This window comes from Bacillus sp. JNUCC-21, assembly GCF_041222765.1.
Taxonomy (GTDB): domain Bacteria; phylum Bacillota; class Bacilli; order Bacillales; family Bacillaceae; genus Bacillus; species Bacillus velezensis.
The window spans coordinates 3,321,786-3,345,563 of the sequence record NZ_CP166019.1 but is presented as its reverse complement, the minus strand read 5'-3'; the positions used below and the strand labels follow the sequence as shown (position 1 = coordinate 3,345,563).

The 23,778-nt window shown below is 47.2% G+C and carries 25 protein-coding genes and 2 pseudogenes; 22 read left to right on the top strand and 5 right to left on the bottom strand.

The window, feature by feature from the left end:
- The first annotated feature begins 2 nt into the window (after nt 1-2).
- The 5 genes from JNUCC21_RS16985 to yunB all read left to right on the top strand — a co-directional run bounded on the left by JNUCC21_RS16985 (nt 3) and on the right by yunB (nt 4,372).
- A complete protein-coding gene (locus tag JNUCC21_RS16985; protein ID WP_015240516.1) occupies nt 3-356 on the top strand; it encodes a hypothetical protein in 354 nt (117 codons plus the stop codon).
- Nucleotides 357-382: 26 nt separating this feature from the next.
- Nucleotides 383-1,234 carry a DUF72 domain-containing protein gene (locus tag JNUCC21_RS16980; protein ID WP_025285218.1) on the top strand — a complete coding sequence of 284 codons (852 nt, stop codon included), beginning with the start codon at nt 383-385 and terminating at the stop codon, nt 1,232-1,234.
- A gap of 19 nt (nt 1,235-1,253) precedes the next feature.
- Nucleotides 1,254-2,075, top strand: a complete 822-nt coding sequence (locus JNUCC21_RS16975) for a sulfite exporter TauE/SafE family protein (RefSeq protein ID WP_007613562.1) — start codon at nt 1,254-1,256, stop codon at nt 2,073-2,075.
- Between the two features lie 17 nt (nt 2,076-2,092).
- The gene (locus JNUCC21_RS16970; protein WP_150941386.1) at nt 2,093-3,487 is read left to right on the top strand and encodes a bifunctional UDP-sugar hydrolase/5'-nucleotidase; all 1,395 of its coding nucleotides are present in this window, start codon (nt 2,093-2,095) and stop codon (nt 3,485-3,487) included.
- 126 nt (nt 3,488-3,613) lie between these two features.
- Nucleotides 3,614-4,372 carry a sporulation protein YunB gene (gene yunB / locus JNUCC21_RS16965; protein WP_020954305.1) on the top strand — a complete coding sequence of 253 codons (759 nt, stop codon included), beginning with the start codon at nt 3,614-3,616 and terminating at the stop codon, nt 4,370-4,372.
- Between the two features lie 37 nt (nt 4,373-4,409).
- Here the strand turns inward: yunB and lytH are convergent, their stop codons facing one another.
- On the bottom strand, nt 4,410-5,387 hold the full coding sequence (lytH, locus tag JNUCC21_RS16960) for an L-Ala--D-Glu endopeptidase (RefSeq protein ID WP_015418142.1): 978 nt from the start codon (nt 5,385-5,387) through the stop codon (nt 4,410-4,412).
- A 202-nt stretch (nt 5,388-5,589) separates the two neighbouring features.
- Here lytH and lipA point away from each other — a divergent pair, with 202 nt between their 5' ends.
- The 4 genes from lipA to JNUCC21_RS16940 all read left to right on the top strand — a co-directional run bounded on the left by lipA (nt 5,590) and on the right by JNUCC21_RS16940 (nt 8,243).
- Complete coding sequence (gene lipA, locus JNUCC21_RS16955; RefSeq protein WP_003151923.1) at nt 5,590-6,486, top strand: lipoyl synthase; 897 nt, start codon at nt 5,590-5,592, stop codon at nt 6,484-6,486.
- Nucleotides 6,487-6,703: 217 nt separating this feature from the next.
- The gene (locus JNUCC21_RS16950) at nt 6,704-6,979 is read left to right on the top strand and encodes a YutD family protein (RefSeq protein WP_003151928.1); all 276 of its coding nucleotides are present in this window, start codon (nt 6,704-6,706) and stop codon (nt 6,977-6,979) included.
- A 25-nt stretch (nt 6,980-7,004) separates the two neighbouring features.
- Nucleotides 7,005-7,439 carry a DUF86 domain-containing protein gene (locus JNUCC21_RS16945; RefSeq protein WP_020956293.1) on the top strand — a complete coding sequence of 145 codons (435 nt, stop codon included), beginning with the start codon at nt 7,005-7,007 and terminating at the stop codon, nt 7,437-7,439.
- A gap of 33 nt (nt 7,440-7,472) precedes the next feature.
- Nucleotides 7,473-8,243: a TIGR01457 family HAD-type hydrolase gene (locus JNUCC21_RS16940; RefSeq protein WP_007408728.1), complete on the top strand. Its 771-nt coding sequence runs from the start codon at nt 7,473-7,475 to the stop codon at nt 8,241-8,243.
- A 27-nt stretch (nt 8,244-8,270) separates the two neighbouring features.
- Here JNUCC21_RS16940 and JNUCC21_RS16935 read toward each other — a convergent pair whose 3' ends face one another.
- A complete protein-coding gene (locus JNUCC21_RS16935; RefSeq protein ID WP_003151934.1) occupies nt 8,271-8,771 on the bottom strand; it encodes a phosphatidylglycerophosphatase A in 501 nt (166 codons plus the stop codon).
- A 154-nt stretch (nt 8,772-8,925) separates the two neighbouring features.
- Between JNUCC21_RS16935 and yutH the strand changes: the two genes are divergently transcribed.
- The 5 genes and pseudogenes from yutH (at nt 8,926) to JNUCC21_RS16910 (ending at nt 15,508) form a co-directional block, all read left to right on the top strand.
- Entirely contained in the window at nt 8,926-9,942 is a 1,017-nt protein-coding gene (gene yutH, locus JNUCC21_RS16930) for a spore coat putative kinase YutH (RefSeq protein WP_094031251.1), read from the top strand.
- A 201-nt stretch (nt 9,943-10,143) separates the two neighbouring features.
- On the top strand, nt 10,144-11,445 hold the full coding sequence (locus tag JNUCC21_RS16925) for a homoserine dehydrogenase (RefSeq protein ID WP_003151938.1): 1,302 nt from the start codon (nt 10,144-10,146) through the stop codon (nt 11,443-11,445).
- Entirely contained in the window at nt 11,445-12,503 is a 1,059-nt protein-coding gene (thrC, locus tag JNUCC21_RS16920) for a threonine synthase (RefSeq protein WP_007408726.1), read from the top strand. Before JNUCC21_RS16925 ends, thrC begins: the two co-directional genes overlap by 1 nt.
- Nucleotides 12,500-13,429: a homoserine kinase gene (gene thrB / locus JNUCC21_RS16915; protein WP_025285215.1), complete on the top strand. Its 930-nt coding sequence runs from the start codon at nt 12,500-12,502 to the stop codon at nt 13,427-13,429. Before thrC ends, thrB begins: the two co-directional genes overlap by 4 nt.
- Before the next feature lie 102 nt (nt 13,430-13,531).
- Nucleotides 13,532-15,508 (top strand): annotated as a pseudogene (locus JNUCC21_RS16910) (prolyl oligopeptidase family serine peptidase).
- 40 nt (nt 15,509-15,548) lie between these two features.
- Here JNUCC21_RS16910 and JNUCC21_RS16905 read toward each other — a convergent pair.
- Nucleotides 15,549-15,884, bottom strand: a complete 336-nt coding sequence (locus JNUCC21_RS16905) for a NifU family protein (protein ID WP_169510385.1) — start codon at nt 15,882-15,884, stop codon at nt 15,549-15,551.
- 79 nt (nt 15,885-15,963) lie between these two features.
- Here JNUCC21_RS16905 and JNUCC21_RS16900 point away from each other — a divergent pair, with 79 nt between their 5' ends.
- On the top strand, nt 15,964-16,290 hold the full coding sequence (locus JNUCC21_RS16900; RefSeq protein WP_369878352.1) for a YuzD family protein: 327 nt from the start codon (nt 15,964-15,966) through the stop codon (nt 16,288-16,290).
- A gap of 37 nt (nt 16,291-16,327) precedes the next feature.
- Here the strand turns inward: JNUCC21_RS16900 and JNUCC21_RS16895 are convergent, their stop codons facing one another.
- Entirely contained in the window at nt 16,328-17,395 is a 1,068-nt protein-coding gene (locus tag JNUCC21_RS16895) for an NAD(P)/FAD-dependent oxidoreductase (RefSeq protein ID WP_025285213.1), read from the bottom strand.
- Between the two features lie 266 nt (nt 17,396-17,661).
- Here JNUCC21_RS16895 and JNUCC21_RS16890 point away from each other — a divergent pair, with 266 nt between their 5' ends.
- From JNUCC21_RS16890 to JNUCC21_RS16875, 4 genes are all read left to right on the top strand, one after another.
- A complete protein-coding gene (locus tag JNUCC21_RS16890; protein WP_369878351.1) occupies nt 17,662-17,898 on the top strand; it encodes a YuzB family protein in 237 nt (78 codons plus the stop codon).
- Between the two features lie 134 nt (nt 17,899-18,032).
- The gene (locus JNUCC21_RS16885) at nt 18,033-19,250 is read left to right on the top strand and encodes a NupC/NupG family nucleoside CNT transporter (RefSeq protein ID WP_012118346.1); all 1,218 of its coding nucleotides are present in this window, start codon (nt 18,033-18,035) and stop codon (nt 19,248-19,250) included.
- A gap of 123 nt (nt 19,251-19,373) precedes the next feature.
- Complete coding sequence (dapF, locus tag JNUCC21_RS16880; protein WP_012118345.1) at nt 19,374-20,228, top strand: diaminopimelate epimerase; 855 nt, start codon at nt 19,374-19,376, stop codon at nt 20,226-20,228.
- A gap of 78 nt (nt 20,229-20,306) precedes the next feature.
- Nucleotides 20,307-20,669, top strand: coding sequence for an iron-sulfur cluster assembly accessory protein (locus JNUCC21_RS16875; RefSeq protein ID WP_025285212.1), 363 nt, complete (start codon nt 20,307-20,309; stop codon nt 20,667-20,669).
- Nucleotides 20,670-20,810: 141 nt separating this feature from the next.
- On the opposite strand, the gene JNUCC21_RS16870 is transcribed toward JNUCC21_RS16875, so the two are convergent.
- Entirely contained in the window at nt 20,811-21,572 is a 762-nt protein-coding gene (locus tag JNUCC21_RS16870; RefSeq protein WP_122504172.1) for an SDR family oxidoreductase, read from the bottom strand.
- Between the two features lie 376 nt (nt 21,573-21,948).
- Between JNUCC21_RS16870 and JNUCC21_RS16865 the strand changes: the two are divergent.
- From JNUCC21_RS16865 to JNUCC21_RS16855, 3 genes and pseudogenes are all read left to right on the top strand, one after another.
- A pseudogene (locus tag JNUCC21_RS16865) lies at nt 21,949-22,487 on the top strand (GNAT family N-acetyltransferase).
- A gap of 258 nt (nt 22,488-22,745) precedes the next feature.
- Entirely contained in the window at nt 22,746-23,318 is a 573-nt protein-coding gene (locus JNUCC21_RS16860; RefSeq protein WP_007613520.1) for a hypothetical protein, read from the top strand.
- 67 nt (nt 23,319-23,385) lie between these two features.
- Nucleotides 23,386-23,721, top strand: a complete 336-nt coding sequence (locus JNUCC21_RS16855) for an uberolysin/carnocyclin family circular bacteriocin (protein ID WP_003151973.1) — start codon at nt 23,386-23,388, stop codon at nt 23,719-23,721.
- Nucleotides 23,722-23,778: the final 57 nt, after the last annotated feature.

The following is a 23,778-nucleotide window of genomic DNA, read 5'->3' as shown; positions in this document are numbered from 1 at the left end:
CATTGTATGATCAAATCTTGAACATATTAACGGCATCCTGGTCGCGCAAGACTAGTACAAAATGGACGGAAGATTGCCCGGCCAAAGGCCAGTGCGGCGTGACGGCTTTAGTCATCCAAGATGTTTACGGCGGTGACATTCTCAAAACAAAAACCGGCGCAAGCTGGCATTTTTATAACCGAATAGACGGGGAGATATATGATTTCACGAGCGGTCAGTTTTCAGAGCCGATCGTCTATCAGCACATTCTTTCTTCCAGAGATGAGGCATTTTCGGACACCAATGAACATCAGTACCGGTTCCTGAAAAGTGCATTCAGAAAAAACATGGAAACGGAAAGAGAAAAACACCTGTGATAAACTAGAGTGAGAGGTGAAGGATTGTGATTTATATCGGACTGACGGGGTGGGGGGATCATGACAGCATCTATCCGCCTAAAACAGCGGGCCCGCAAAAACTGCAGGCGTATTCCTCCCATTTTCCCATCGTTGAGCTGGACGCGAGCTTTTACGCGATACAGCCCGCCCGCAATAACGAAAGATGGGTCAAAGAGACGCCGGAATCTTTTCAATTTGTCATTAAGGCATATCAAGGAATGACGGGCCATCAGCGCGGCGATATTCCCTATGAATCGAAGGAAGAAATGTTTGAGGCGTTTAAGCTGTCATTATCGCCGTATATAGAGCATGGAAAGCTTGCCATGGTGCTGTTCCAATTCCCGCCGTGGTTTGACTGCAAGAAAGAAAACGTCGCATATTTAAGATGGTGCAGGCAGCAGATGGGCGATATCCCGTGCGCGCTTGAATTCCGCAACCGGTCTTGGTTTTCCCCGCCATTTTATGAACAGACGCTTTCCTTTATGAAGGAGGAAGGCTGGATTCACAGCATATGTGACGAGCCGCAAATCGGCGAGGGCAGCATTCCGACCGTCCTGAAAGCAACGGATGAAGAAAAAACGCTTGTCCGTTTTCACGGACGGAACAAACAGGGCTGGATCAAACCAGACGGCGGACAAAACTGGCGTGAGGTGAGGTATTTATACCGCTATAACAAACAGGAGCTCAAAGATTGGAAAAACAATCTTCAGGAGCTGAAAAAACAGTCGCGCAATCTGTATGTGCTCTTCAACAATAACTCAGGCGGAGACGCCGCCGATAACGGGCTTGAGATGCTTGAAATGTTAGATATCTCATATACCGGGCTTGCTCCGAAGCAGCTCGACCTATTCAGCTAGAAAAGAGGTTTCAAGACACATGTCTTATCTTATTTTGATTATATTGGGATTTATCGCGGGAACGGTCGGCAGCCTGATCGGGCTTGGGGGAGGAATTATTATCGTGCCGGCAATGCTCTATTTAAGCACGATGACTCCGTTTTTCCATGACGTAACACCGCAGACTGCCATCGGCACGTCCCTTTTGGTGATTATTTTTACGGGCCTGTCATCAACTCTGGCCTATATGAAATATAAAACCGTTGACTACAAAAGCGGACTGATCTTTTTTATCGGTTCCGGCCCGGGAAGCATCATCGGCGCGTATTTGTCTAAACTTTTTAATGCGCATACGTTTTCCGTCTGGTTCGGACTTTTTATGATTTTGATTTCCATTACATTAATGCTGAAGGCGAAAGCAAAACCGGTCAATAAAGCGCATAAAGGCATGATCCGGACATATGAGGATGAATCGGGTGAGCTTTATACATATTCGTACCGTATTTTCACCGGTATCGTGATTGCCTTTTTCGTCGGTTTATTGGGCGGTCTTTTCGGCATTGGCGGCGGCTCTCTTATGGTTCCGGCCATGATGCTGTTATTTTTGTTCCCGCCGAAAGTGGCTGTGGCGACGTCAATGCTCATTATTTTCTTATCCTCCGTGACGGGTTCCGTGTCACATATCGCAGAGGGCCATGTCAATTGGCTGTATGCGCTGTGCCTCGTTCCGGGCGCGTGGTTCGGCGGCAAAATGGGCGCGTGGGTCAATAAGCGGGTGCAGACGAAAACGATCGTGCTTTTCATGCGGGTCGTCTTGATTTTGATCGGCTGTGAATTGATTTATCAAGGGATATTCAGCTAAAAGGTAGGAGAGATGGTATGTTAGAGAAGCTCCGTTTATATCATACGAATGATTTGCACAGCCATTTCGAAAATTGGCCGAAAATCGTACATTATATTGAGCAGAAGAGAAATGAACATGAAAAAGACGGGGAGGAAACACTCGTATTCGACATCGGCGATCATATGGACCGATTCCAAATGATAACGGAAGCGACCTTCGGCAAAGCGAATGTCGACTTGTTAAACCGGCTTGAGATCGATGCGGCTGCCGTCGGGAATAATGAAGGAATTACGCTGCCTCACGATGAGCTGGCGGATTTATATACCCATGCCGCGTTTCCCGTCATTGTGTCTAACCTGTTTGACGCGGACGGACAGCGGCCGGAATGGGCCGAGCCCTACGTGATCAAAACGCTGAAAAACGGGATGACCGCCGGCATACTCGGCGTCACGGTACCGTATTATCCCGTCTATCAAAAACTCGGCTGGACGGTGACGGATGCGGAAAAAAGCATTCAAGAATCACTTGACGATATCAAGGGCAAAGCGGATATCATCATTCTGCTTTCTCATTTAGGCCTGATCGATGACCGGGCCGCAGCGGAAAAATTTCCCGATATCGATGTCATTCTTGAATCACATACGCACCACCTTCTTGAGGACGGACAAGACATAAACGGTGTATTGCTTGCATGTGCGGAGAAATACGGGAACTATGTCGGCTGTGTCGAGCTGACATTAGAAAGTGAATCACGAACCATTGTCAGCAAACAGGCGTCTGTACAGAAAATGGCTGATTGGCAAGGGGAATCTGAAGATACGGCGGCTTTTCTGAAAGAGAAAGAACGGGAAGCGGAAAACCTGCTCTCCGAACAAGTCGCCAACCTGAAGGAAGAAGCCGGCGTGAAGTGGTTTGAGGAATCGCCCCTCCCGCTTCTATTAGCCGAAGCGCTGAAAAGCTGGTGCGGCTGTGAAGTCAGCATGGTGAATTCAGGCGTTATTTTGGGGCCTTTACAGAAGGGGCCTGTCACAAAGCTTGATCTGCACCGTATCTGCCCTCATCCGATCAATCCGGTGGCCGTTCGTCTTTCAGGCAGAGAACTTCAGGAAACAATCAGCCAGGCCGCCTCGGAACAAATGGAGCAGCTGCGGATTAAAGGCCTCGGCTTCCGCGGGGAAGTGATGGGCAGGATGGTATATGCCGGAGCGGAGGCAGAGGCCGGCATTCTTGAAGACGGTGTGACGCATCTCCTCAATGTGAAAGTGAACGGAGAAGAGATTGATCCGGAGCGGATATACTCGGTTGCCGTTCTCGATATGTTTACACTCGGAAAGCTGTTCCCTTACATCCGCGATTCAAAAGAAAAGCAATACTTTATGCCGGAGTTTTTAAGGGATCTGCTCGCCTGGAAGCTCGCGCAGCAGCCGTAATGTCATGTAGCTGCCCGCCGTTCCATTTCACCCGAATGAGTGAAAGCGGGACTTTTTAAGAGTGAAAATAAAATACTATGTCCCCTCTTACAAGCATACATTGTGATATGTAAGGGGGGATTTTTCTTGCCTAGATACCGGAGCGCTCTTCGCAAGAGAGGGCCTTTGCCTTTTCGATATGTGCTTCTTCTGTCGTTTGCTTTTTTTATCATATCGACGGTCATCAGCCTTTGGATGATCAACTCCTCAATCAAACCGGTGCTGATGAACATAGGAGAAATGGAAACCAAACGGGTGGCGACAGAGGTCATTACGGAATCCATTGAAGAATACATGTCTCACAGCGACAATGTGAAAGATATGGTCGATATGAAAACGGATGAAAACGGAAAAGTCACAACGATGGATTTTAATACACAAATGGTCAACAGTATGAAGGCGAAAGTGACAAAGCAGCTTCAGGCTCATCTGAAGGAAGCGGAGTCGAACAATAAGCAGCATGAAACGGAAAAAGGCGCGAAAACGGCCGATGAAATTATGATCGATATTCCCTTAGGGCAGGTCACGGGAAACAGCATTCTCGGAAATCTGGGGCCGAAAATCCCCGTGCGCTTTAACCTGATCGGTGATGCGTTAACTGATGTGAAAACAAAAATAAAGCCGTACGGCATTAACAATGCCCTGATCGATATCAGTATTTTTGTGGAAATAAAAGTGAAGGTCATTATTCCGTTTGCCAGTAAGACATCAGTCGTGACAAATAATATTCCGGTCTCCATTAAAGCGATTCAAGGAGAGGTGCCGCAGTTTTATAACGGAAGCGGCGGGTCAGGTGTGACGCCTTCCGTCCAGCTGCCGAGTGAAAAACAGAAGAAAGATAAATAAAAACACACAGCCGCAATCTTTCCCGGCGGCTGTGTGTTTACTTTTTCCTGCGGATTTCTTTTCGTTCCCATGCCCTTAAATGGGGATACGGATCAAAAGACCATTCCGATCTGCCGTTATCTTTATACATCCCGTAGTGAAGATGCGGCGGGAATTTTCCCGCGGTGCCCGGCGGTCCGTACCCGGAACTGCCGACAGAGCCGATCACCTCTCCGGGTTTGACGATCTGGCCTTTATGCACACCTTTTGCAAAGCCGTTCAGGTGAGCGAAGTAGTGATACGTGTTATTGATATCCCTGATGCCGATTCTCCAGCCGCCGAAACGGTTCCAGCCCTTCATTTCAACAATACCGTAGCAGGTCGATCTGACGGGGAGCCCGTAATGAGCGAACAGATCCGTTCCTTCGTGAATCCGGCGCCCGCCGAAACCCCGTGCGGCGCCCCATGTGCTGCGGTAGCTGTAATCCGTCTTCACGGGAAGCGGAAAAGCGTGCTCTCCGAGATCTAGGCGGCCGAACGTTTTAAACAGTGTCATGAATTCGGTGATAATGCCGACCGTCTGATCACGGCGGTAATAATTCCAGAGACCGATGCGGATATGGTCAAGATCGGTTCCGAATCCCGCTAAATACTGAGCAAATGTATAAAGGATATCCTCATCATTGCTTACCTCGGCTTTTCCGTCGCCGTCGCCGTCCAGGCCGATCCCGTCAAATACTTTAATGCTGAGAGGCGCATCGTCCTTAGGATTTGGATTTTCAGGGCCGCTCCACAAATGATCCGGAATATAAATGCTGATGATTCCCGCTTTTTCCGGCAGATCCTTTCGGTTTGAGCGGACATTTTCTTCATATTGATCAACCGCCGCAAGCACATACCAAGGAATCTGCGTGACTGCTTCGGCTTTGCGGTACAACTGCATCCGTTCGCCGTAAACAGGAGCCGATTGTTCTTTCCCGCTTGCAGCCGGACAGAAAACTGAAAAAAGGAGAAGAGCAGATAACAGAACTTTCACAACATGATCTCCTTTCAGGATTGAATACAAATAGTTTGCGGCAACAATCCGAGAAAATGTAAGTAATTCTCTTCCCTTGTCGAGAAATTTTTCCTATGTTAAAGTGACTATTGAATAGAAATCCGCAAGTTTTATATCCATCGTGAAATAGAAATTTTTCGCACACGAACATGAATAAAGGGATAATGGAGATGATGGGGAAATGGCAAAGAAAGACGAGCATCTGAGAAAGCCGGAATGGCTCAAAATAAAGCTGAACACGAATGAAAACTATACGGGTCTGAAAAAATTAATGCGTGAAAATAATCTGCATACCGTATGTGAAGAAGCAAAATGCCCGAACATCCATGAATGCTGGGCTGTCAGACGTACGGCGACGTTCATGATTCTCGGTTCCGTCTGTACGAGAGCATGCCGTTTCTGCGCTGTAAAAACGGGACTGCCGACTGAGCTGGATCTGCAGGAACCGGAACGCGTAGCTGATTCCGTCGCGCTGATGAATTTAAAACACGCCGTCATCACGGCCGTAGCGCGTGATGATCAGAAAGACGGCGGAGCAGGCGTCTTTGCGGAAACGGTCCGGGCGATCCGCAGAAAAAGCCCGTTCACGACAATTGAAGTGCTGCCATCCGATATGGGCGGAAATTACGACAACCTGAAAACATTAATGGATACCCGTCCTGATATTCTGAACCACAACATTGAAACCGTCCGCCGCCTGACACCGAGAGTCCGGGCCCGCGCAACATATGACCGTTCTTTGGAATTCTTGCGCCGTGCGAAAGAAATGCAGCCTGACATCCCGACGAAATCAAGCATTATGATCGGTCTCGGCGAAACGAAGGAAGAAATTATTGAAGTGATGGACGACCTGCTTGCGAACAATGTCGACATCATGGCGATCGGCCAATACCTGCAGCCGTCGAAAAAACATTTAAAAGTCCAAAAATATTATCATCCGGACGAATTTGCCGAATTGAAAGAAATCGCGATGCAAAAAGGCTTCAGCCACTGTGAAGCAGGCCCGCTTGTCCGTTCTTCCTACCATGCGGATGAACAAGTGAACGAAGCGTCTAAAAAACGCCAGGCCCAAGCATAAGATAAGCCGAAAAAACCCAAAACGCCGCAGGTTTTGGGTTTTTTGTGATGGAGCCGTTTTTGCAGGGAAAAAGTCATTCTTGAATAAGGATCGTCTGAACCGCTACACTGGATATAAAGAGGAAAAATTCTCCGTTCGTCCGAACCGTCTCATTTTGCAATTGATGGACAGAAGTCAATGAATTATGATAGTAAAGAGTGATAAAAGAGGTGAAGACATGATTCTTATTCAAAATGCCGAGTTTGAACTCGTACACGATTTTAAAAACGGCTTTAATGAAGAAGCGTTCAAAGCCCGCTATTCGGACATATTAAATAAATATGATTACATTGTGGGAGACTGGGGATACAGTCAGCTGCGGCTCAAAGGCTTCTTTGATGACCAGAATCAAAAAGCAACCTTTGAAACGAAAATCAGCACATTGGACGAATACATTTACGAATACTGCAATTTCGGCTGCGCGTATTTTGTTTTAAAACGAATCAGAAAATAATTGATGCAGAAGGGGATGCTGTCACGTGTATTTTGTTGACAGAAATAATATCGAACAAACACTCCGTTTTTTTGAGACCCAGCTGGCGCTGTTTGACAGCACGCCTGCATGGGAGAGCGAGATCGAAAAAAGGGCGCTTGAGCGGATCAGCCATCTTATGATCGAATGCATTCTCGATGTCGGAAATGATATGATTGACGGCTTTATCATGCGCGATCCGGGGAGTTATGACGACATCATGGATATTCTGACGGATGAAAAGGTGGTAGCTGAGGATGAAGGAAATAAGCTGAAGCAACTGATCTCTTCCAGAAAGCAGCTTGTCCAGGAATATCAGCACGCCGATCATCAGGAGCTGTTTACGCTGATCACGTCAAACAGAGATGTGCTGAAAGCCTTTCCGGCCCGTGTAAGAACCTACCTGGAAACAGAATTAGGGCCTGTTTCCGCATTTAAATAACAACGAGTGAGAAAATCCACAGGAGTGTTGAGTATGAAGGATTATAAAGGATATTTGATAGATTTGGACGGCACAATGTACAACGGGACGGAAAAAATCGAAGAAGCGTGTGAATTCGTGAGAACGCTTAAAGCGCGCGGCATTCCGTATTTATTCGTGACGAACAATTCTTCCCGGACGCCGAAGCAGGTGGCGGACAAGCTGATGAGCTTTGACATTCCGGCATCTGAAGAGCAGGTCTTCACGACGAGCATGGCGACTGCGCAGCATATCGCCCAGGAGAAAAAAGACGCGTCGGTGTATGTGATCGGCGAAGAAGGCATCCGTCAGGCCATTGAAGAAAACGGGCTGAGCTTCGGAGAAGAAAACGCGGACTTTGTCGTTGTGGGAATCGACCGCGGCATTACATATGAAAAGTTGGCAACGGGATGCCTTGCGATCAGAAACGGCGCCCGGTTCATTTCAACAAACGGCGACGTCGCCATTCCGACTGAAAGAGGGCTTTTACCAGGGAACGGTTCGCTCACATCCGTTTTGACGGTGTCAACGGGCGTTGAGCCTGTCTTTATCGGCAAGCCTGAATCCATAATTATGGAACAGGCGATGCGTGTGCTCGGAACGGATATTTCCGAAACACTCATGGTCGGCGATAACTATGCAACGGATATTATGGCCGGCATCAATGCGGGCATGGATACGCTGCTGGTTCACACCGGAGTGACAAAGCGTGAGCATATGGCAGATTACGGCCAAAAGCCGACATATGCGATTGACTCTTTAACCGAATGGATTGAACATCTATAAAAAAAGGGACGGCCATGACGGCCGTCCTTATTCTGTATTTCTTGCGCTGTGAGCAAGCCGGCTTGAAGCCGCTGCTGCGATTGCGCCGACGATATCATCAAGAAACGTATGGCATTCGCCCGTAGATTTATCATTTAACCGCCCGAGAATACCGGGTTTTTCTTTGTCAATGTAGCCGTAATTCGTAAAGCCGATTGAGCCGTATATATTCACGATAGAGAAGGCGAGCACCTCGTCAACCCCATACAGGCTTTCATCAATCGCCAGAATGGTCTGAAGCGGTTCAGACAGCTTTTTTTGTTCGGCGAGCACATCTAATTCTATTCCCGTTAAAATGGCGTTTTGCACTTCGCGTTTTGCGATGACACGATCCACATTGAGCCTGCATACTTCCATCGTCAAATCAGGATGATATTTTTTTTGAAGGAAATACACCAGCTCGGCAATATCGTCCGTCTCAACCCCCCGTTCTTTTAAACGCGCCCTGGCGACAGCTTCCACCTGATTCAGTTGTTCCTTTTCTGACATTTGCTTCACCCAATCTTTTTTTACTAGTTTATACAACACTCTTCCGATGTGTACGATGTTTCTCCACTTGATTCAAAGGATTACAATATGTATTCATAATTCCGCCGGCGTATGACTACGATGTGAATAGCTCTAATTTTTCAGGCAGGTGATTATGATGAAAAGCATCATTAAAGAAAAGTACGGCATCCACGTCAGACAGCTTTCCGTTTATCAGAAATACCAATGCTTCCAGACGCCTAATTCCTTCTTTCTTATAATTCCCGTTTCCGGGTTTTCGCAATCAGAGCTGACGGAGCTTTACTACATGAGTCAGTATTTACAAGAACAAAGTGACCCATACGTTTCAGTGTTTATCTTTACGAAGGAAGGAGAACTGACCTTTGAGGACGAAGGCAAAACGTATGCGCTCTTAAAAGCGCCGATTCCCGTCTCAAACCGGTCGTTTTCTGTCGGAGGGGAGCTTGCCGAATTTCACAGAAAAGGGCGGGGTTATCCGTACGAAGTGAAAGAAGCGGGCAGGATCGGCCAATGGAAGGACTTATGGGGAAAACGGGTGGATCAGCTGGAATCATTCTGGATGCAGAAAATTCATATGTCTCCGCTTGAACCGTTCGAAAAGAAAATGATCGAAGCATTTCCTTATTATTCAGGCTTAGCGGAAAACGCCATTCAATATTTAGTGGATACGGAGCTGGATGACAATCCCGGCGCAGAAGACTCGGGGACAATCTGCCATCAGCGGATGGAACGGGATACCTGGTCGGAGGAATCATTGATCCGCATTCCGGGCGATTGGGTATTCGACCATGCTGCCCGTGATATTGCGGAATATATGCGCAGCACATATTTGTATCATCGTGACGACCTGCTCAAAGATGGGTTTTTGTTTCTGCAGGAATATGAGCAAGTTACGCCGTTATCCTCCTTTTCCAAACGCCTGTTTTACAGCCGCCTGCTGTTTCCGCTCCATTTCTTCGAGACGGTGGAGAGCTATTACATTTCTCATGATTCTGAAAAACAGTATTACGAAGAGCAGCTTGACTACATTCTTGCCGACTGCACCCGCTATGAACAGTTTTTACAGACATGTCACAACATGATGAATGTCAGGTCGGCGCAGGTTTTTGTCCCGCCTGTGGCGTGGCTCGGGAAAGGAATCAGTTCGTAAGAAAATATGACGTAAAAATATTTAGAAAATAGGGAATCTTGTCATATCAGTGTGTTAAGCGTTTTCATAGCCGTAGAAACAATATTCAGCCGCTTGTCAAAACAAATGCGGGCTTATATAATATTTGTAACTTAAATGTCTGTGAAGGGTTAACAATTGTCCTTTTCTAGTGGACAAAAGGAAGAAAGGTGGAGTTTCTCTTTGGAAGCGATTCGTATTGGACTGTTAGGACTGGGAACCGTGGGAAGCGGAGTCGTCAAAATTATACAAGATCATCAGGATAAGCTTATGCACCAGGTTGGCTGTCCGGTGACGATCAAAAAAGTGCTAGTTAAAGATATTGATAAAAAACGAGACGCAGACCTGCCGAAAGAAGTGCTGACGACAGAAGTCTATGATGTGATCGATGACCCTGAAGTCGACGTGATTATTGAAGTCATCGGCGGTGTCGAACAGACGAAGCAATATCTTCTTGATGCCTTGAAAGCGAAAAAACATGTTGTGACCGCAAATAAAGATCTGATCGCTGTATACGGGTCAGAGCTTTTAGCCGCCGCAAAGGAAAATGGCTGTGACTTGTATTATGAAGCGAGTGTCGCCGGCGGAATCCCGATTTTACGCACGCTCGAAGAAGGCCTTTCCTCTGACCGGATCACAAAAATGATGGGAATCGTCAACGGAACGACGAACTTCATCTTAACGAAAATGATTAAAGAAAAAAGCCCGTATGAAGAAGTGCTGAAGGAAGCGCAGGATCTCGGATTCGCGGAAGCGGACCCGACCGCCGATGTAGAAGGGCTCGATGCCGCGCGCAAGATGGCGATTTTAGCCCGTCTCGGCTTCTCTATGAATGTCGATCTGGACGATGTCAAAGTAAAAGGAATTTCCCGGATAACGGATGAAGACATCAGCTTCAGCAAACGGCTCGGCTATACGATGAAGCTGATCGGCATCGCCCAGCGTGATGACAATAAAATCGAAGTCAGCGTTCAGCCGACACTGCTGCCGGATCATCATCCGCTCTCTGCGGTGCATAACGAGTTTAATGCCGTTTACGTGTACGGAGAAGCTGTCGGCGAAACGATGTTTTACGGCCCCGGAGCCGGAAGCATGCCGACTGCGACATCGGTCGTTTCCGATCTGGTCGCAGTCATGAAAAACATGCGTCTCGGCGTAAACGGAAACAGCTTTGTCGCCCCGCAGTTTGAAAGAAATCTGAAGCAGCCGTCTGATATCTATGCCCAGCAGTTTTTAAGAATTCACGTCAAAGACCAGGTCGGCTCTTTTTCAAAAATCACATCGGCCTTCTCAGAGCGCGGCGTCAGCTTTGAAAAAATTCTGCAGCTGCCGATCAAAGGCCATGACGACCTCGCGGAAATCGTCATCGTCACGCATCATACATCGGAAGAAGATTTCAGTGACATTCTGCAAAACTTAAATGACCTCGAAGTCGTACAAGAAGTAAAAAGCACATATCGCGTAGAAGGGAACGGTTGGAGCTAATGTGGAAAGGACTCATCCATCAATATAAAGAATTTCTGCCGGTGACGGATCAGACGCCGGCCCTGACATTGCATGAAGGCAACACGCCGCTGATTCACCTGCCGAAACTTTCCGAAAAGCTCGGAATTGAACTGCATGTGAAAACAGAGGGCGTTAATCCGACGGGATCCTTTAAAGACCGCGGCATGGTCATGGCGGTCGCCAAAGCGAAAGAAGAAGGCAATGATACCATCATGTGCGCCTCTACAGGGAACACATCCGCGGCAGCTGCGGCATACGCGGCGAGAGCCGGCATGAAATGCATCGTCATCATCCCGGACGGAAAAATCGCCTTCGGAAAACTTGCGCAGGCCGTCATGTACGGTGCGGAAATCATCGCGATTGACGGAAACTTTGACGACGCGCTGGCCATCGTCCGGTCGATTTGCGAAAAATCACCGATTGCATTAGTGAATTCAGTAAACCCTTACCGGATTGAAGGGCAAAAAACAGCGGCCTTTGAAGTATGCGAACAGCTCGGCGAAGCGCCGGACATTCTGGCGATCCCGGTAGGAAACGCCGGGAATATCACGGCCTACTGGAAAGGGTTCAAAGAATACCATGAGAAAAACGGCACCGGACTTCCGAAGATGCGCGGTTTTGAGGCGGAAGGTTCTGCGGCTATCGTCCGCGGCGAAGTCATTAAAAATCCAGAGACCGTTGCGACGGCAATCCGAATCGGGAATCCTGCCAGCTGGGACAAAGCGGTGCTCGCTGCGGAAGAATCAGCCGGAAAAATTGATGAAGTCACAGATGAAGACATTCTTCACGCTTATCAGCTGATTGCCCGTGAAGAAGGCGTGTTTGCCGAACCGGGCTCCTGTGCATCCATCGCCGGCGTTTTGAAACAGGTAAAATCCGGTGAAATTCCAAAAGGCAGCAAGGTTGTCGCAGTTTTGACCGGAAACGGCCTGAAAGATCCGAACACGGCTGTAGACGTATCTGACATAAAACCGATTACGCTGCCGACAGATGAGGACAGTATCCTGGAATACTTAAATGGAGCGGCGCGTGTATGAATGAGGCGGAGATGCTGTTTTCCATTACGGTTCCGGGAAGCACCGCCAACTTAGGGCCTGGGTTTGATTCCATCGGGATGGCGCTCAGCAGGTACTTGAAGCTTTCGGTTTTCCGAAACGATGAATGGCAGTTCTCGGCGGAAACCGAAACTGTCGCGGGCATCCCTCAAGGAACGGACAACCTCATCTATCAAGTCGCCAAACGGACGGCTGACCGCTATCAGAAAGAGCTGCCGCCCGCCCATGTCAAAGTGTGGAGTGACATCCCCCTTGCGCGGGGTCTCGGAAGCAGCGCGGCCGCTATCGTCGCCGCCATTGAGCTTGCGGATGAGTTATGCGGCCTGCAGCTGTCTGAAAGCGACAAGCTGCACTTAGCCAGTCTTGAAGAGGGACACCCTGATAATGCCGCTGCTTCTCTTGCAGGAGGGCTTGTGATCGGCCTTCACGAAGAAGATGAAACACATATCGTGCGTGTTGCCGAAGCGGATATCGACGTTGTGGCAGTGATTCCGTTTTACGAAGTTCTGACCAGGGACGCAAGAGACGTGCTCCCGAAAGAGCTGCCGTACCGGCACGCCGTTAAAGCAAGCGCCGTCAGCAACCTTCTCGTTGCTGCGATCATGTCAAATGACTGGGCGCTCGCCGGGAAAATGATGAGAAAAGACATCCTCCATCAGCCGTACCGCGCCATGCTTGTTCCTGAGCTTTCAAAGGTGGAACATGCGGCCGAAATGAAAGGCGCTTACGGAACGGCGCTGAGCGGAGCGGGACCGACGATTCTTGTCCTAATTGAAAAAGGAAAGGGAGAAGAGCTGAGAAAACAGCTTTCTGAGCATTTCCCCCACTGTGAGATTGCGGCGCTTACCGTCCCGTCAGAAGGAAGCGTAATTGAACGGAATCCTTTAGAACAGGTGAAAAGTGTATAATGATAAAAAAGCGTTCTTCCCATCAGAGAAGGACGCTTTCTTTTTCTGGAGAAGGATTTTTATTTAGGGAAGCGAAATAAAAAAGAAAAGGAGGAGAAACGATTGAAAAAACTCATAACCGAGGAGGACATTGCGACTCTCGTATCTGTGACAGACCCGCAATATGCCCCTGACGGCAGAAGAGCCGCTTACGTCCGGACAACAGTCAATCATAAGCGTGATTCCTATTCCTCAGCCATTATGGTATATGACACAGAATCCGGCATCTCAAACCCGTGGACTTTCGGGGACAACAGAAATACAAGTCCGCGGTGGTCACCTGACGGACGGCGCCTCGCCTTTGTTTCTGACAGGGAGAACGGCATCCCTCAGCTGTACATCATCAACGCTGCCGGCGGAGAGGCAAAGCAGGCGGCCGATATTCCTTGGGGCGTATCAGATCCGATATGGGCGCCCGACGGCAGATCCGTGCTTGTGTCCGTCAGTCTGACATCAGCGGAGCGCGCCGATGAGAAAGAAAAAAAGAAGCATGACGAGTATGAGCCGGTTGACATTCAGTCATTAACATATAAACGTGACGGGAAAGGCCTGCTGAACGGAAGCTGGGCCCAGCTTGTGCTGATTCATCTTGAAACGGGGGAGATTCGGCAGCTGACGGATCATGAAGCGGATCATTATGGCGCGGCCTTTTCACCGGATGGCAGGCAGCTTGCGTTTACAGCCAATTTATGCGAGCCGGGTGACGCCGGAAAGCCGAGCGATGTCTATCTGATGAATCTGGCGGATGGAAGCCTGAAGCAGATTACGCCTCACCGCGGTTCTTTCGGTTCCTGCGTGTTTTCACCGGACGGTTCTTATATCGCGATGCTGGGCCATGAAAATGAATTTCGCAATGCGACTTTAGAGAAAGCGTGGCTGTACGACGTGAAAACTGAGCGGCTGTCCTGCCTGACCGACATGCTGGATGTTCATTTGAGCGATGCGCTGATTGCGGATTCAATCATAGGAGGAGTGACGCCTCGGCCGGTATGGACAAACGACGGGCAGGGTTTTTACGTTCTCGGGAGCGAGCAGGGAAGCACCGGTATTTATTATATCTCGATTGACGGCCTCGTATATCCGATCCGATTAGAAGAAGAGTATGTGAACGGTTTTGCTTTTCATCCTGATCAGAAAAGCTGTATCGCTGTCATTGCCAAACCCGCACAGCCTTCCGAGCTTTACAGCATTTCGCTCGAAGATGGGGAAGAGAAGCAATTGACATCCGACAATGATCGGTTTATTGAGGAGCGCATCATATCCGTGCCGGAAAAGCTGCAATATGAAACAAAGGACGGGCTGACGGTAAACGGCTGGTTTTTAAAGCCCGCCGTTTTTGAAGAGGATCAAACTTATCCGCTCATTCTATACATACACGGCGGGCCTCACATGATGTACGGCCATACGTATTTTCACGAATTCCAAGTGCTGGCCGCACAAGGATATGCTGTCGTGTATGTCAACCCGAGAGGAAGCTACGGCTACGGGCAGGATTTTGTCAATCGTGTCAGGGGTGATTACGGAGGCGGAGATTACCGTGATGTCATGCAGGCGGTGGATGAAGCCGTTCAGGCGTATCCGTTTATTGACAGCGGCCGTCTCGGTGTGACGGGCGGAAGCTACGGAGGGTTTATGACGAATTGGATTGTCGGGCAGACCGGCCGTTTTAAAGCAGCCGTCACGCAGCGCTCCATTTCAAATTGGTTCAGTTTCCACGGTGTCAGCGATATCGGTTTCTTTTTTACTGACTGGTAGCTCGGACATGATTTGTTTGAGGAAGCGGATAAGCTTTGGGATCGTTCTCCTGTAAAATATGCGTCCCGCGTTTCGACGCCGCTTTTGATCCTGCATGGTGAGCGAGATGACCGCTGTCCGATAGAGCAGGCGGAGCAGCTCTTTACCGCATTGAAGAAACTGAACAAAACGACGTCGTTCATCCGGTTTCCGAAAGCCACGCATGAGCTGTCGAGAAGCGGCCATCCGGAACAGCGGATGAAACGCATCCGTTATATTTGTTCATGGTTCGATGACTATTTGTAAAAAATAAAAAACCAGGCTGTCATGCAGCCTGGTTTTATGATTAAAATACTTGTTCTACTTCAACGACACCCGGTACTTCTTCAAGAAGGGCGCGTTCGATTCCGGCTTTCAGCGTAATCGTTGAACTTGGGCAGCTGCCGCATGCGCCAAGGAGGCGAAGCTTTACAATGCCTTCGTCTACATCAACAAGCTCACAGTCACCGCCGTCACGAAGCAGAAACGGACGTAATTTATCCAATACTTCCTGTACTTGCTCTTTCATTTCAACCTCAGTCATGAGATTCGCTCCTTTCATATACATAAAACCATTATATTCACAGTAACGGTAAAAATCTAATGTTTGGTTTGCAAAGCTGCTTTCCCCATTATAGCATATTTAAACTTGAACATAAAAACCGTTTTTTATACAAAAGCTGCCCCGTCCTTTGTATACTGGTGTAAAGGGGATGATATACATGACAAAGCCGGTTACGCTCAGTGTTTACGGCGCTGAAACGCTTTGCGCAAGCTGCGTGAATATGCCGAGCGCCAAAGATACGTTTGAATGGCTGGAGGCGGCGCTGCAACGGAAATATCCGGAGCAGCCTTTACACATGCGGTATATTGATATTGACGCACCGCCTCAGCAAAAGGAGACAGAAGAGCTTGCGGAGCGCATCAGAAACGATGAATTTTTCTATCCGCTCGTGCTGGTGGAGGATGTCATTGTGGGGGAAGGGAATCCGCATTTAAAAGATATATATGAAGAAATGGAAAAGCGCGGCTATGTTGCGGGCTCTTAAAAATGGCCGCTGATCGCAATCAGCGGCTTTTTTCTTATCAGCCGTTATGATGCTTGTACATCCATAAAAGGCCTGATTTTAATAAACGGGGCACACGCCCGATGAGCGGACGGTCGTTGACAAGACCGAAGCCCGCTTTTTTTCCGAGTGAACCGAGAACGCCTTTCAGCTTAAATTGCGGCATTGTTTCCGGCAGCTCTTCATTGTTCCAGCGTTTCAGGAGGATCTGCACAATTTGTTCCGCCTGTGCTTCAGCCAGCTGGGCGCTCGGCGCATGCGGCAGGCTCGCGCAATCACCGACGACGTAAACATGCTCATCGCCCGGAAGGTTGTGATGCGGTGTTAAAATGATGCGCCCCTGCGGATCTTTTTCAGCGTCCAGTTCTCTGACGGCTTTATTCGGCTGAATTCCCGCCGTCCACACGATGGCATCGGCCGCTATTCCTTCATCATGATTATAAACGATCCCGTCTTCCACTTTTGTAATATTCGCATTATTGATAATGGCGACGCCGTGTTCTTCAAACCATTTCTGAACATACTTGCTGAGTCTTTTCGGAAAGCTTGATAAAATCAGGTCGCCCCGGTCAAATAACATAATCTTCAGATCGTCACGGCTCTCTCTTAATTCACTGGCAAGCTCCACGCCGCTTAATCCCGCTCCGACGATAGCGACAGATGCATTGGCGCCGAGGTTGTTCAGCTTTTGATAGGCTTCGCGTGACTGATCAATGGTCTGAATGCTGTAAGTATGTTCCGGCGCGCCGGGCACGTTATGATACTTATCCTCGCAGCCCAGTCCGATCACCGCGTCATCGTAAGAAATCGGTTCGCGGTCATGAAACAGAACCTGTTTGTTTTTCGTGTCGACGGAAGCCACCTCACCGTATTGAACATCCAGATTCGGATGCTCAGGAAAAGACACCCTGATATGATGATCAGAAATCGTGCCGGCGGCGAGCGCATAATATTCTGTTTTTAAGCAGTGATACGGGTTTCTGTCAATCAGCGTGATGGATATATCTGACGGAAGCTGGTTCGGCAGTAAGCGGTGCAGCACCCGCATGTTTCCGTAACCCCCGCCGATCAAGACCAATTTTTTCATAATGATTCCCCTTTTGCCCGAAAAATATGGTAGTCAATGTTGTTACAAAATAACGAACTATGTAAAATAACATCTAGAATTATATCGAATTTGATCTAAAACCACAATAATAGTTTTAAAATAACCTACAAATTGACCAGAAAACACGTAATAGTAAAACCTTTAACCTGAATTAATATGTTACGATAACATTGAGCGTGAAACCGGATCTTTGACGAATAGAGGAAATTCCGTTAGGATAATGTACATATGTGAGGTGAAACCGCATGAATCCGATGATTGAATTCTGTGTCAGCAATTTAGCGCGCGGTTCCCAGGAAGCATTTGAGATCTTAGAGAAGGATCCGAACTTGGACGTGCTTGAATACGGCTGTTTAAGCTATTGCGGGAAATGCATGGAGTCCCTGTTCGCCCTGGTCAACGGCGAAGTGGTCACGGGAGGCACGCCTGCTGAACTGGTTGACAACATATATACATTCATAGAAGAAAATCCGATGTTTTAATCAGAGGCTCCGAACGGGGTCTCTTTTTTATTGCGCCCCGGGTTTTGGCAAAATAAAAAATTTGTAGACAGCAAAAATAAATATTGTTATCTTAATAAAGACTTTTTTTAAATAAAATTTTAGAGGTGGATTCATTGAATATCGTTTGGGGGCTGCTCGGGGCAGTTGCTATATTAGCCATTGCTTTTTTGTTATCAGAGAAGAAAAGCAAAATTAACCTGCGAACCGTCATTGTTGGTTTATGTTTACAAATGGCCTTCGGATTCATCGTATTAAAGTGGGACGCCGGACGGGCCGTATTTTTATGGTTCTCAAGCCGTGTGCAGCTTCTCATTGATTATGCGAACGAAGGCATCAGCTTTATTTTTGGCCCGCTGTTAAAAGTGGGCAGCAGCCCGGCTTTTGCGCTGAGCGTTCTGCCGGTCATTATCTTTTTCTCAGCGCTGATTGCCGTTTTGTATCACTTGAAAATCATGCAGCTCATCTTTCGCGTCATCGGAGGCGGACTGTCAAAACTTCTTGGGACAAGCAGAACGGAATCGCTTGCGGCGGCTGCGAATATTTTTGTCGGACAGTCTGAATCACCGCTTGCCATTAAACCGCTGATTGCGGGATTGACCCGTTCCGAGCTGTTTACGATTATGACGAGCGGCCTTTCGGCTGTAGCGGGTTCGACGCTTTTCGGTTACGCCCTGTTAGGCATTCCGATCGAATACTTGCTGGCGGCCAGCTTTATGGCGGCTCCCGCCGGTCTCGTGTTCGGAAAAATTTTAATACCTGAAACGGAAAAAACGCAGACGATAAAAGGCGATTTTAATATGGACGAAGAAGGCGAAGGCGCCGCTAATGTGATTGATGCAGCGGCAAAAGGCGCGTCCACTGGCCTTCAGATTGCTCTAAATGTCGGCGCCATGCTGCTTGCGTTTGTCGCGCTCATCGCCGTAGTGAACGGAATTCTCGGCGGAATCGGCGGCTGGTTCGGTTTCAAACATATTACATTAGAATCCATTCTCGGTTACGTGTTTTCACCGATCGCATTTGTAATCGGCGTTCCTTGGCATGAAGCGCTCGGAGCGGGAAGCTATATCGGACAGAAACTTGTGCTGAATGAGTTTGTCGCTTATTCAAACTTCGGTCCGCATATTGCGGACTTTTCTAAAAAAACGTCTACGATTATCAGCTTTGCGCTGTGCGGATTTGCCAACTTCTCTTCGATTGCGATTATGCTCGGCACACTGGGCGGTTTGGCCCCAAGCCGCCGTTCGGACATTGCGCGCCTCGGATTAAGAGCGGTTATTGCGGGAACACTCGCAAACCTTCTCAGCGCGGCGATTGCCGGCATGTTTATTTAGTAAACGATAAAAGCTCCCTGCATATGCAGGGAGCTTTTATGTATGAAAAACGGGGGATATTTGTATTGTGTCCGAGCAGAAGAGCTTTTATACTAAGTAAAAGAAAAAAAGTTGGAGGCCGATATGAATTCATTCCGTTTTACCAAGATGCACGGTCTTGGAAACAGTTATATATATGTAAATCAATTTGAAGAACAGCTGCCGGAAGAACGGCTGGCTGAGATTGCCGTTAAAGTGTCCAGCATTCACACGGGCATCGGCTCTGACGGAATGATCCTCATCTGTCCGTCAGAAAAAGCGCCCGTCAAAATGCGGATTTTTAATAATGACGGCTCAGAAGGGAAAAATTGCGGCAACGGCCTTCGCTGTGTGGCAAAGTACGCATACGAACATAAGCTGACAGAAGAAACGTCCTTTTTCATTGAGACGCTTTCAGGTCTAGTGAAAGCAGACATTACAGAGGACAACGGGATTGTGCGTGAAGTCGCCGTTGATATGGGCGAACCGCGCCTCACCAAAAAAGAGCTGCCGATGCTCGGCAATGAAGATGAACGGACGATCGATGAAACCTTTGTTTTTGGAGAAACGGAGCTTTCCGGAACAGCCGTATCAATGGGAAACCCCCATATTGTTTTTCCGGTTGCGGATATCAATCAAGCGCCTCTTACAACGCTCGGTCCCGTCATTGAAAAAGACCCGAGATTTCCGGAAGGCGTCAATGTCGAATTTGTGGAAACCGTCAGCGCCGATGAACTTCATTTCCGCGTATGGGAACGCGGCTCCGGCATTACACAGGCTTGCGGAACAGGCGCCTGTGCGGCGGCTGTCGCATCCGTATTGAACGGTGTTTCCGAACGAAACCGGGATATCACCGTTCATTTAGCGGGAGGCGACCTTGTGATTAATTGGCAGGACAACGGGCACGTACTGATGACGGGACCCGCCGAAACCGTATGCAGCGGCGTCTATTATTTGTAAACAGCTCGTTTGAGAAATACTCTCCTCAAGGTTTATAATAGATATCAGCATCCGTTTTTAAAAAAAGGAGGTCTACCTATGAGTGTTCCAGTAACCATCACTGAAGCAGCGGCTTTGCATATAAAAGATATGATGAAAGAGCATGAAGAAGAAAACGCGTTTCTCCGTGTGGGCGTAAAAGGCGGCGGCTGCAGCGGCCTGTCTTACGGAATGGGATTTGAGCACGAAAAAAGCGAAAAAGACAGCATGTTTGAACAGCACGGAATCACCGTTTTGGTCGACAGCGAAAGCCTTGATATTATGACCGGCACGATCATTGACTTCAAACAGTCCATGATGGGCGGCGGTTTCACCATTGACAACCCGAATGCCATCGCTTCCTGCGGCTGCGGTTCATCTTTCCGCACGGCCAAAAACGCCGGTACGCCGGAAGAGTGCTAAGGGTCAACCCGCCATTATTAGGATGAAAAAATATGACGTCTTTCTTTCGGTGGCGTTTGCACCATTGTTAAGAAAGGCGTTTATCTGTTTAATAAAAGGAAAACCCGCTCAACAGAAGCGGGTTTTCCTTTTTCAAAGAGGTTATTCGATTGTATGTTTCATCGCATGGTACATATTTGCCGTATGTTCATCGGCTTTATCCCGTGACATGCGCAGCCGTTCTTCTGAAGAACCATATCCGATTTCTTGTTTGCCCTCTTTCAGTCCTTTAAAAATCCCATCAGCGAATTCATCCAGCGGTTCCCCTTGCGTATGCAGCCCTGCTCCGCCTAAATCTGTATTCACCGCCGGAGGCGCAACTTCAATCACTTCTACAGATGAATCAGAAAGCTGATGTCTCAGACTCATTGTAAATGAATGAAGCGCCGCTTTCGTTGCTGAATAGATCGGTGCAATGGCAAGCGGTGTAAAAGCCAATCCCGAAGAGACGTTAATGAAAGCCGCATCTTCTTTTCCGGCAAAAAACGGAGCGAACAGCATAGACAGGTGGAAGGGAGCTTCAATGTTCGTTGTGATTTCTTTATTGAAATAGTCCCAATTGTCCTTCGCATCCGCTTTCAGCACATGAAAACGTTGTTGAATCCCCGCGTTGTTTACTAACACATTCACTTCCGGATAATTTTTTTTCACCCAATCAAACAGTGATATACGTTCAGATGGAATGCTCAAATCACTGACATATGTAATAAGTTCCGGGTATGTTTCCTTTGCTTTTTGAAGAGCGTGCTCACGCCGTCCGGTCACGATGACTTTATTTCCCGCTTTTAAAAACCGTTCTGCGAAAGCCAATCCTATTCCGGCATTTCCGCCTGTAATCAGTATTGTATTTCCCGTCAGTTTCATATTAACTCCTCTTTTCCGATTGTTTTTACATTTCTTTGTCAACATTTCAGCTTTGATCCAATCAATATATTCATCCCGCAAATAGGCATGAAATAAGACAGCAGTGATTCTGTAAAATTGATTTTTAGATCATCGGGAAACCCGCCAAAACTATTCTTTCCTTGTCACAATATGATGATACGGCTTAAAGCACGGTTTAAGTCAACAAAAGAACCTTGTGCTTCCGTTTCGGTTACTCACATCAGACATAGGTCACGAAAGGAAAGGTGAACGTAAAGTCTTGGAATTTTCTTGATGCGATAAAGCGTACCGTATCATATGGGTGAGAGGCAATTAAAAAAACGTTTCTGATCAAAACAAAAGGACGGCGATGCATATGCAGGAAGGAAACAGCGTTGATATCAGGCCGCTCAGCTTGAATGATGCAGAGCAGGAACTGGTTTTGCAGAGGGAGAACCGCATGTTTTTTGAACGGTTTGCCATGTCGAGACAAGAGGATTTTTATACGCTGGAAGGCCGGAAAAAACGAATTGAACAATCACTGAAGAATGCGGAAAATGATACTGAATACAGCTTCGGCATTTTTCTTCAGGATCAGGCCCTGATTGGCACGATCAGCCTTTTTCAGGTGGTTCGGGGTTCCCTCCAAAGCGCTTTTATCGGTTATTTTTTAGATGGCAAATATAACGGGAAAGGCTATGCGACGAAGGCTGTCAAGCTGGCAGTCGATTATGCATTCAATGACCTGAAACTGCATCGGATAGAAGCCGGAGTCATGCCGCACAATAAGGCGTCAATCCGGGTGCTCGAAAAAGCTGGCTTTCATAAAGAAGGCATTGCGAGAAAAAATGTAAAAATAAATGGAAAATGGGAAGATCATCAGTGCTGGCGATCATACATCCGGAGGATACATGACGATATCCTCCTTTTTTATACCCTGCGTCTCTTTCGACAGGTTCTTCCTAAAACTTCAAATCAATTGTCTAAATCATACTATTTGCAAATTCGAAAAAAAATAAAGGGTACATAGCACCAAAAACTCTGAAAGATGTGCTCTTTGTCAACACGTCCTAAAGTCATATTTTTCGAAAGGATATTGATTTTTTGATAGGATTAAACTAAATTGTAAAAGTATAGAATAGTTAATTTATTTTGTAAGAAAAGGATGATAATATGATAGGTCAATTGAGCAATAAAAAAATATTTTTAAGTTCTTTTTTCATCATTTTGATCTGTTCATTACTCTTCCAATTCAGTATTTCAGATAAAGTTCTGCAGTCGTATTATTCTTCCGTCGGAGAAAGTACCTATGATATCGGGGAGAAAAGTGTTCGTACGATTGTCATGTTTCTGCAAGGGTTTATGATCTTCACAACTTTTGTGGAAATTCTGATAGGCGGATTTCTGTTATTCGTTGCCGCTTTTATTCTCGGTACAAAAAAACCGAAAAAAATATATTTGCTTCTATATACACTGACTTCTTTAATCTCGGCATTTAAAATGTTAATTCTTTCAGTTGTTAATTACTTAACGGCTGATTCCTCGCTTATATATTCTGCCGGCGGCACCAGCTTGAGTCTGCAGCTGCTGGATCCATTTCTGCTCATATCAATCGCGGCTCTTTATGCTGCTGCGGGAAAACTGACCGATCTCAGTAAAGGCAAGAGAATCATTTTGACTGGATGTTTTGTTTTACTAAAACTCTTTACTATTTTCTTAAACTATTTTATGGCGGATAAAATTTAGCTCGGGAGAGAGTCAATTAAGCTGAATTTTATTATAAATTAAAAAAACAGAGTAGGGAGATGTTATGATGAACTTAGTAAAATCTAATAAAAAGTCTTTCATTTTGTTTGGCGCGGCTCTTGCTGCAGCAACATTGGTTTATGCACTATTATTAACGGGAACTGAATTAAACGTGGCGGCGGCTCATGCATTCTCAGCCAATGCTGAATTAGCTTCTACTCTCGGCATCTCTACAGCAGCAGCTAAAAAAGCAATTGATATTATTGATGCGGCATCAACAATTGCTTCTATCATTTCTCTTATCGGTATCGTTACAGGCGCAGGCGCGATTTCTTATGCAATCGTTGCAACAGCAAAAACAATGATTAAGAAATACGGCAAAAAATACGCAGCTGCTTGGTAAAATCGATCAATAAATAATTGCTCTTTTTGTACAAGCTGCAAAAAGAGCCTCTCTCCC

Excerpts from the sequence above, each read along its gene's own strand:
- JNUCC21_RS16975 (WP_007613562.1), top strand. The coding sequence starts at position 1,254 with ATGTCTTATCTTATTTTGATTATATTGGGATTTATCGCGGGAACGGTC.
- JNUCC21_RS16970 (WP_150941386.1), top strand. The coding sequence starts at position 2,093 with ATGTTAGAGAAGCTCCGTTTATATCATACGAATGATTTGCACAGCCAT.
- lipA (WP_003151923.1), top strand. The coding sequence starts at position 5,590 with ATGGCAAAGAAAGACGAGCATCTGAGAAAGCCGGAATGGCTCAAAATA.
- JNUCC21_RS16950 (WP_003151928.1), top strand. The coding sequence starts at position 6,704 with ATGATTCTTATTCAAAATGCCGAGTTTGAACTCGTACACGATTTTAAA.
- JNUCC21_RS16940 (WP_007408728.1), top strand. The coding sequence starts at position 7,473 with ATGAAGGATTATAAAGGATATTTGATAGATTTGGACGGCACAATGTAC.
- JNUCC21_RS16935 (WP_003151934.1), bottom strand. The coding sequence starts at position 8,771 with ATGTCAGAAAAGGAACAACTGAATCAGGTGGAAGCTGTCGCCAGGGCG.
- yutH (WP_094031251.1), top strand. The coding sequence starts at position 8,926 with ATGATGAAAAGCATCATTAAAGAAAAGTACGGCATCCACGTCAGACAG.
- thrC (WP_007408726.1), top strand. The coding sequence starts at position 11,445 with ATGTGGAAAGGACTCATCCATCAATATAAAGAATTTCTGCCGGTGACG.
- thrB (WP_025285215.1), top strand. The coding sequence starts at position 12,500 with ATGAATGAGGCGGAGATGCTGTTTTCCATTACGGTTCCGGGAAGCACC.
- JNUCC21_RS16900 (WP_369878352.1), top strand. The coding sequence starts at position 15,964 with ATGACAAAGCCGGTTACGCTCAGTGTTTACGGCGCTGAAACGCTTTGC.
- JNUCC21_RS16895 (WP_025285213.1), bottom strand. The coding sequence starts at position 17,395 with ATGAAAAAATTGGTCTTGATCGGCGGGGGTTACGGAAACATGCGGGTG.
- JNUCC21_RS16890 (WP_369878351.1), top strand. The coding sequence starts at position 17,662 with ATGAATCCGATGATTGAATTCTGTGTCAGCAATTTAGCGCGCGGTTCC.
- dapF (WP_012118345.1), top strand. The coding sequence starts at position 19,374 with ATGAATTCATTCCGTTTTACCAAGATGCACGGTCTTGGAAACAGTTAT.
- JNUCC21_RS16875 (WP_025285212.1), top strand. The coding sequence starts at position 20,307 with ATGAGTGTTCCAGTAACCATCACTGAAGCAGCGGCTTTGCATATAAAA.
- JNUCC21_RS16870 (WP_122504172.1), bottom strand. The coding sequence starts at position 21,572 with ATGAAACTGACGGGAAATACAATACTGATTACAGGCGGAAATGCCGGA.
- JNUCC21_RS16860 (WP_007613520.1), top strand. The coding sequence starts at position 22,746 with ATGATAGGTCAATTGAGCAATAAAAAAATATTTTTAAGTTCTTTTTTC.
- JNUCC21_RS16855 (WP_003151973.1), top strand. The coding sequence starts at position 23,386 with ATGAACTTAGTAAAATCTAATAAAAAGTCTTTCATTTTGTTTGGCGCG.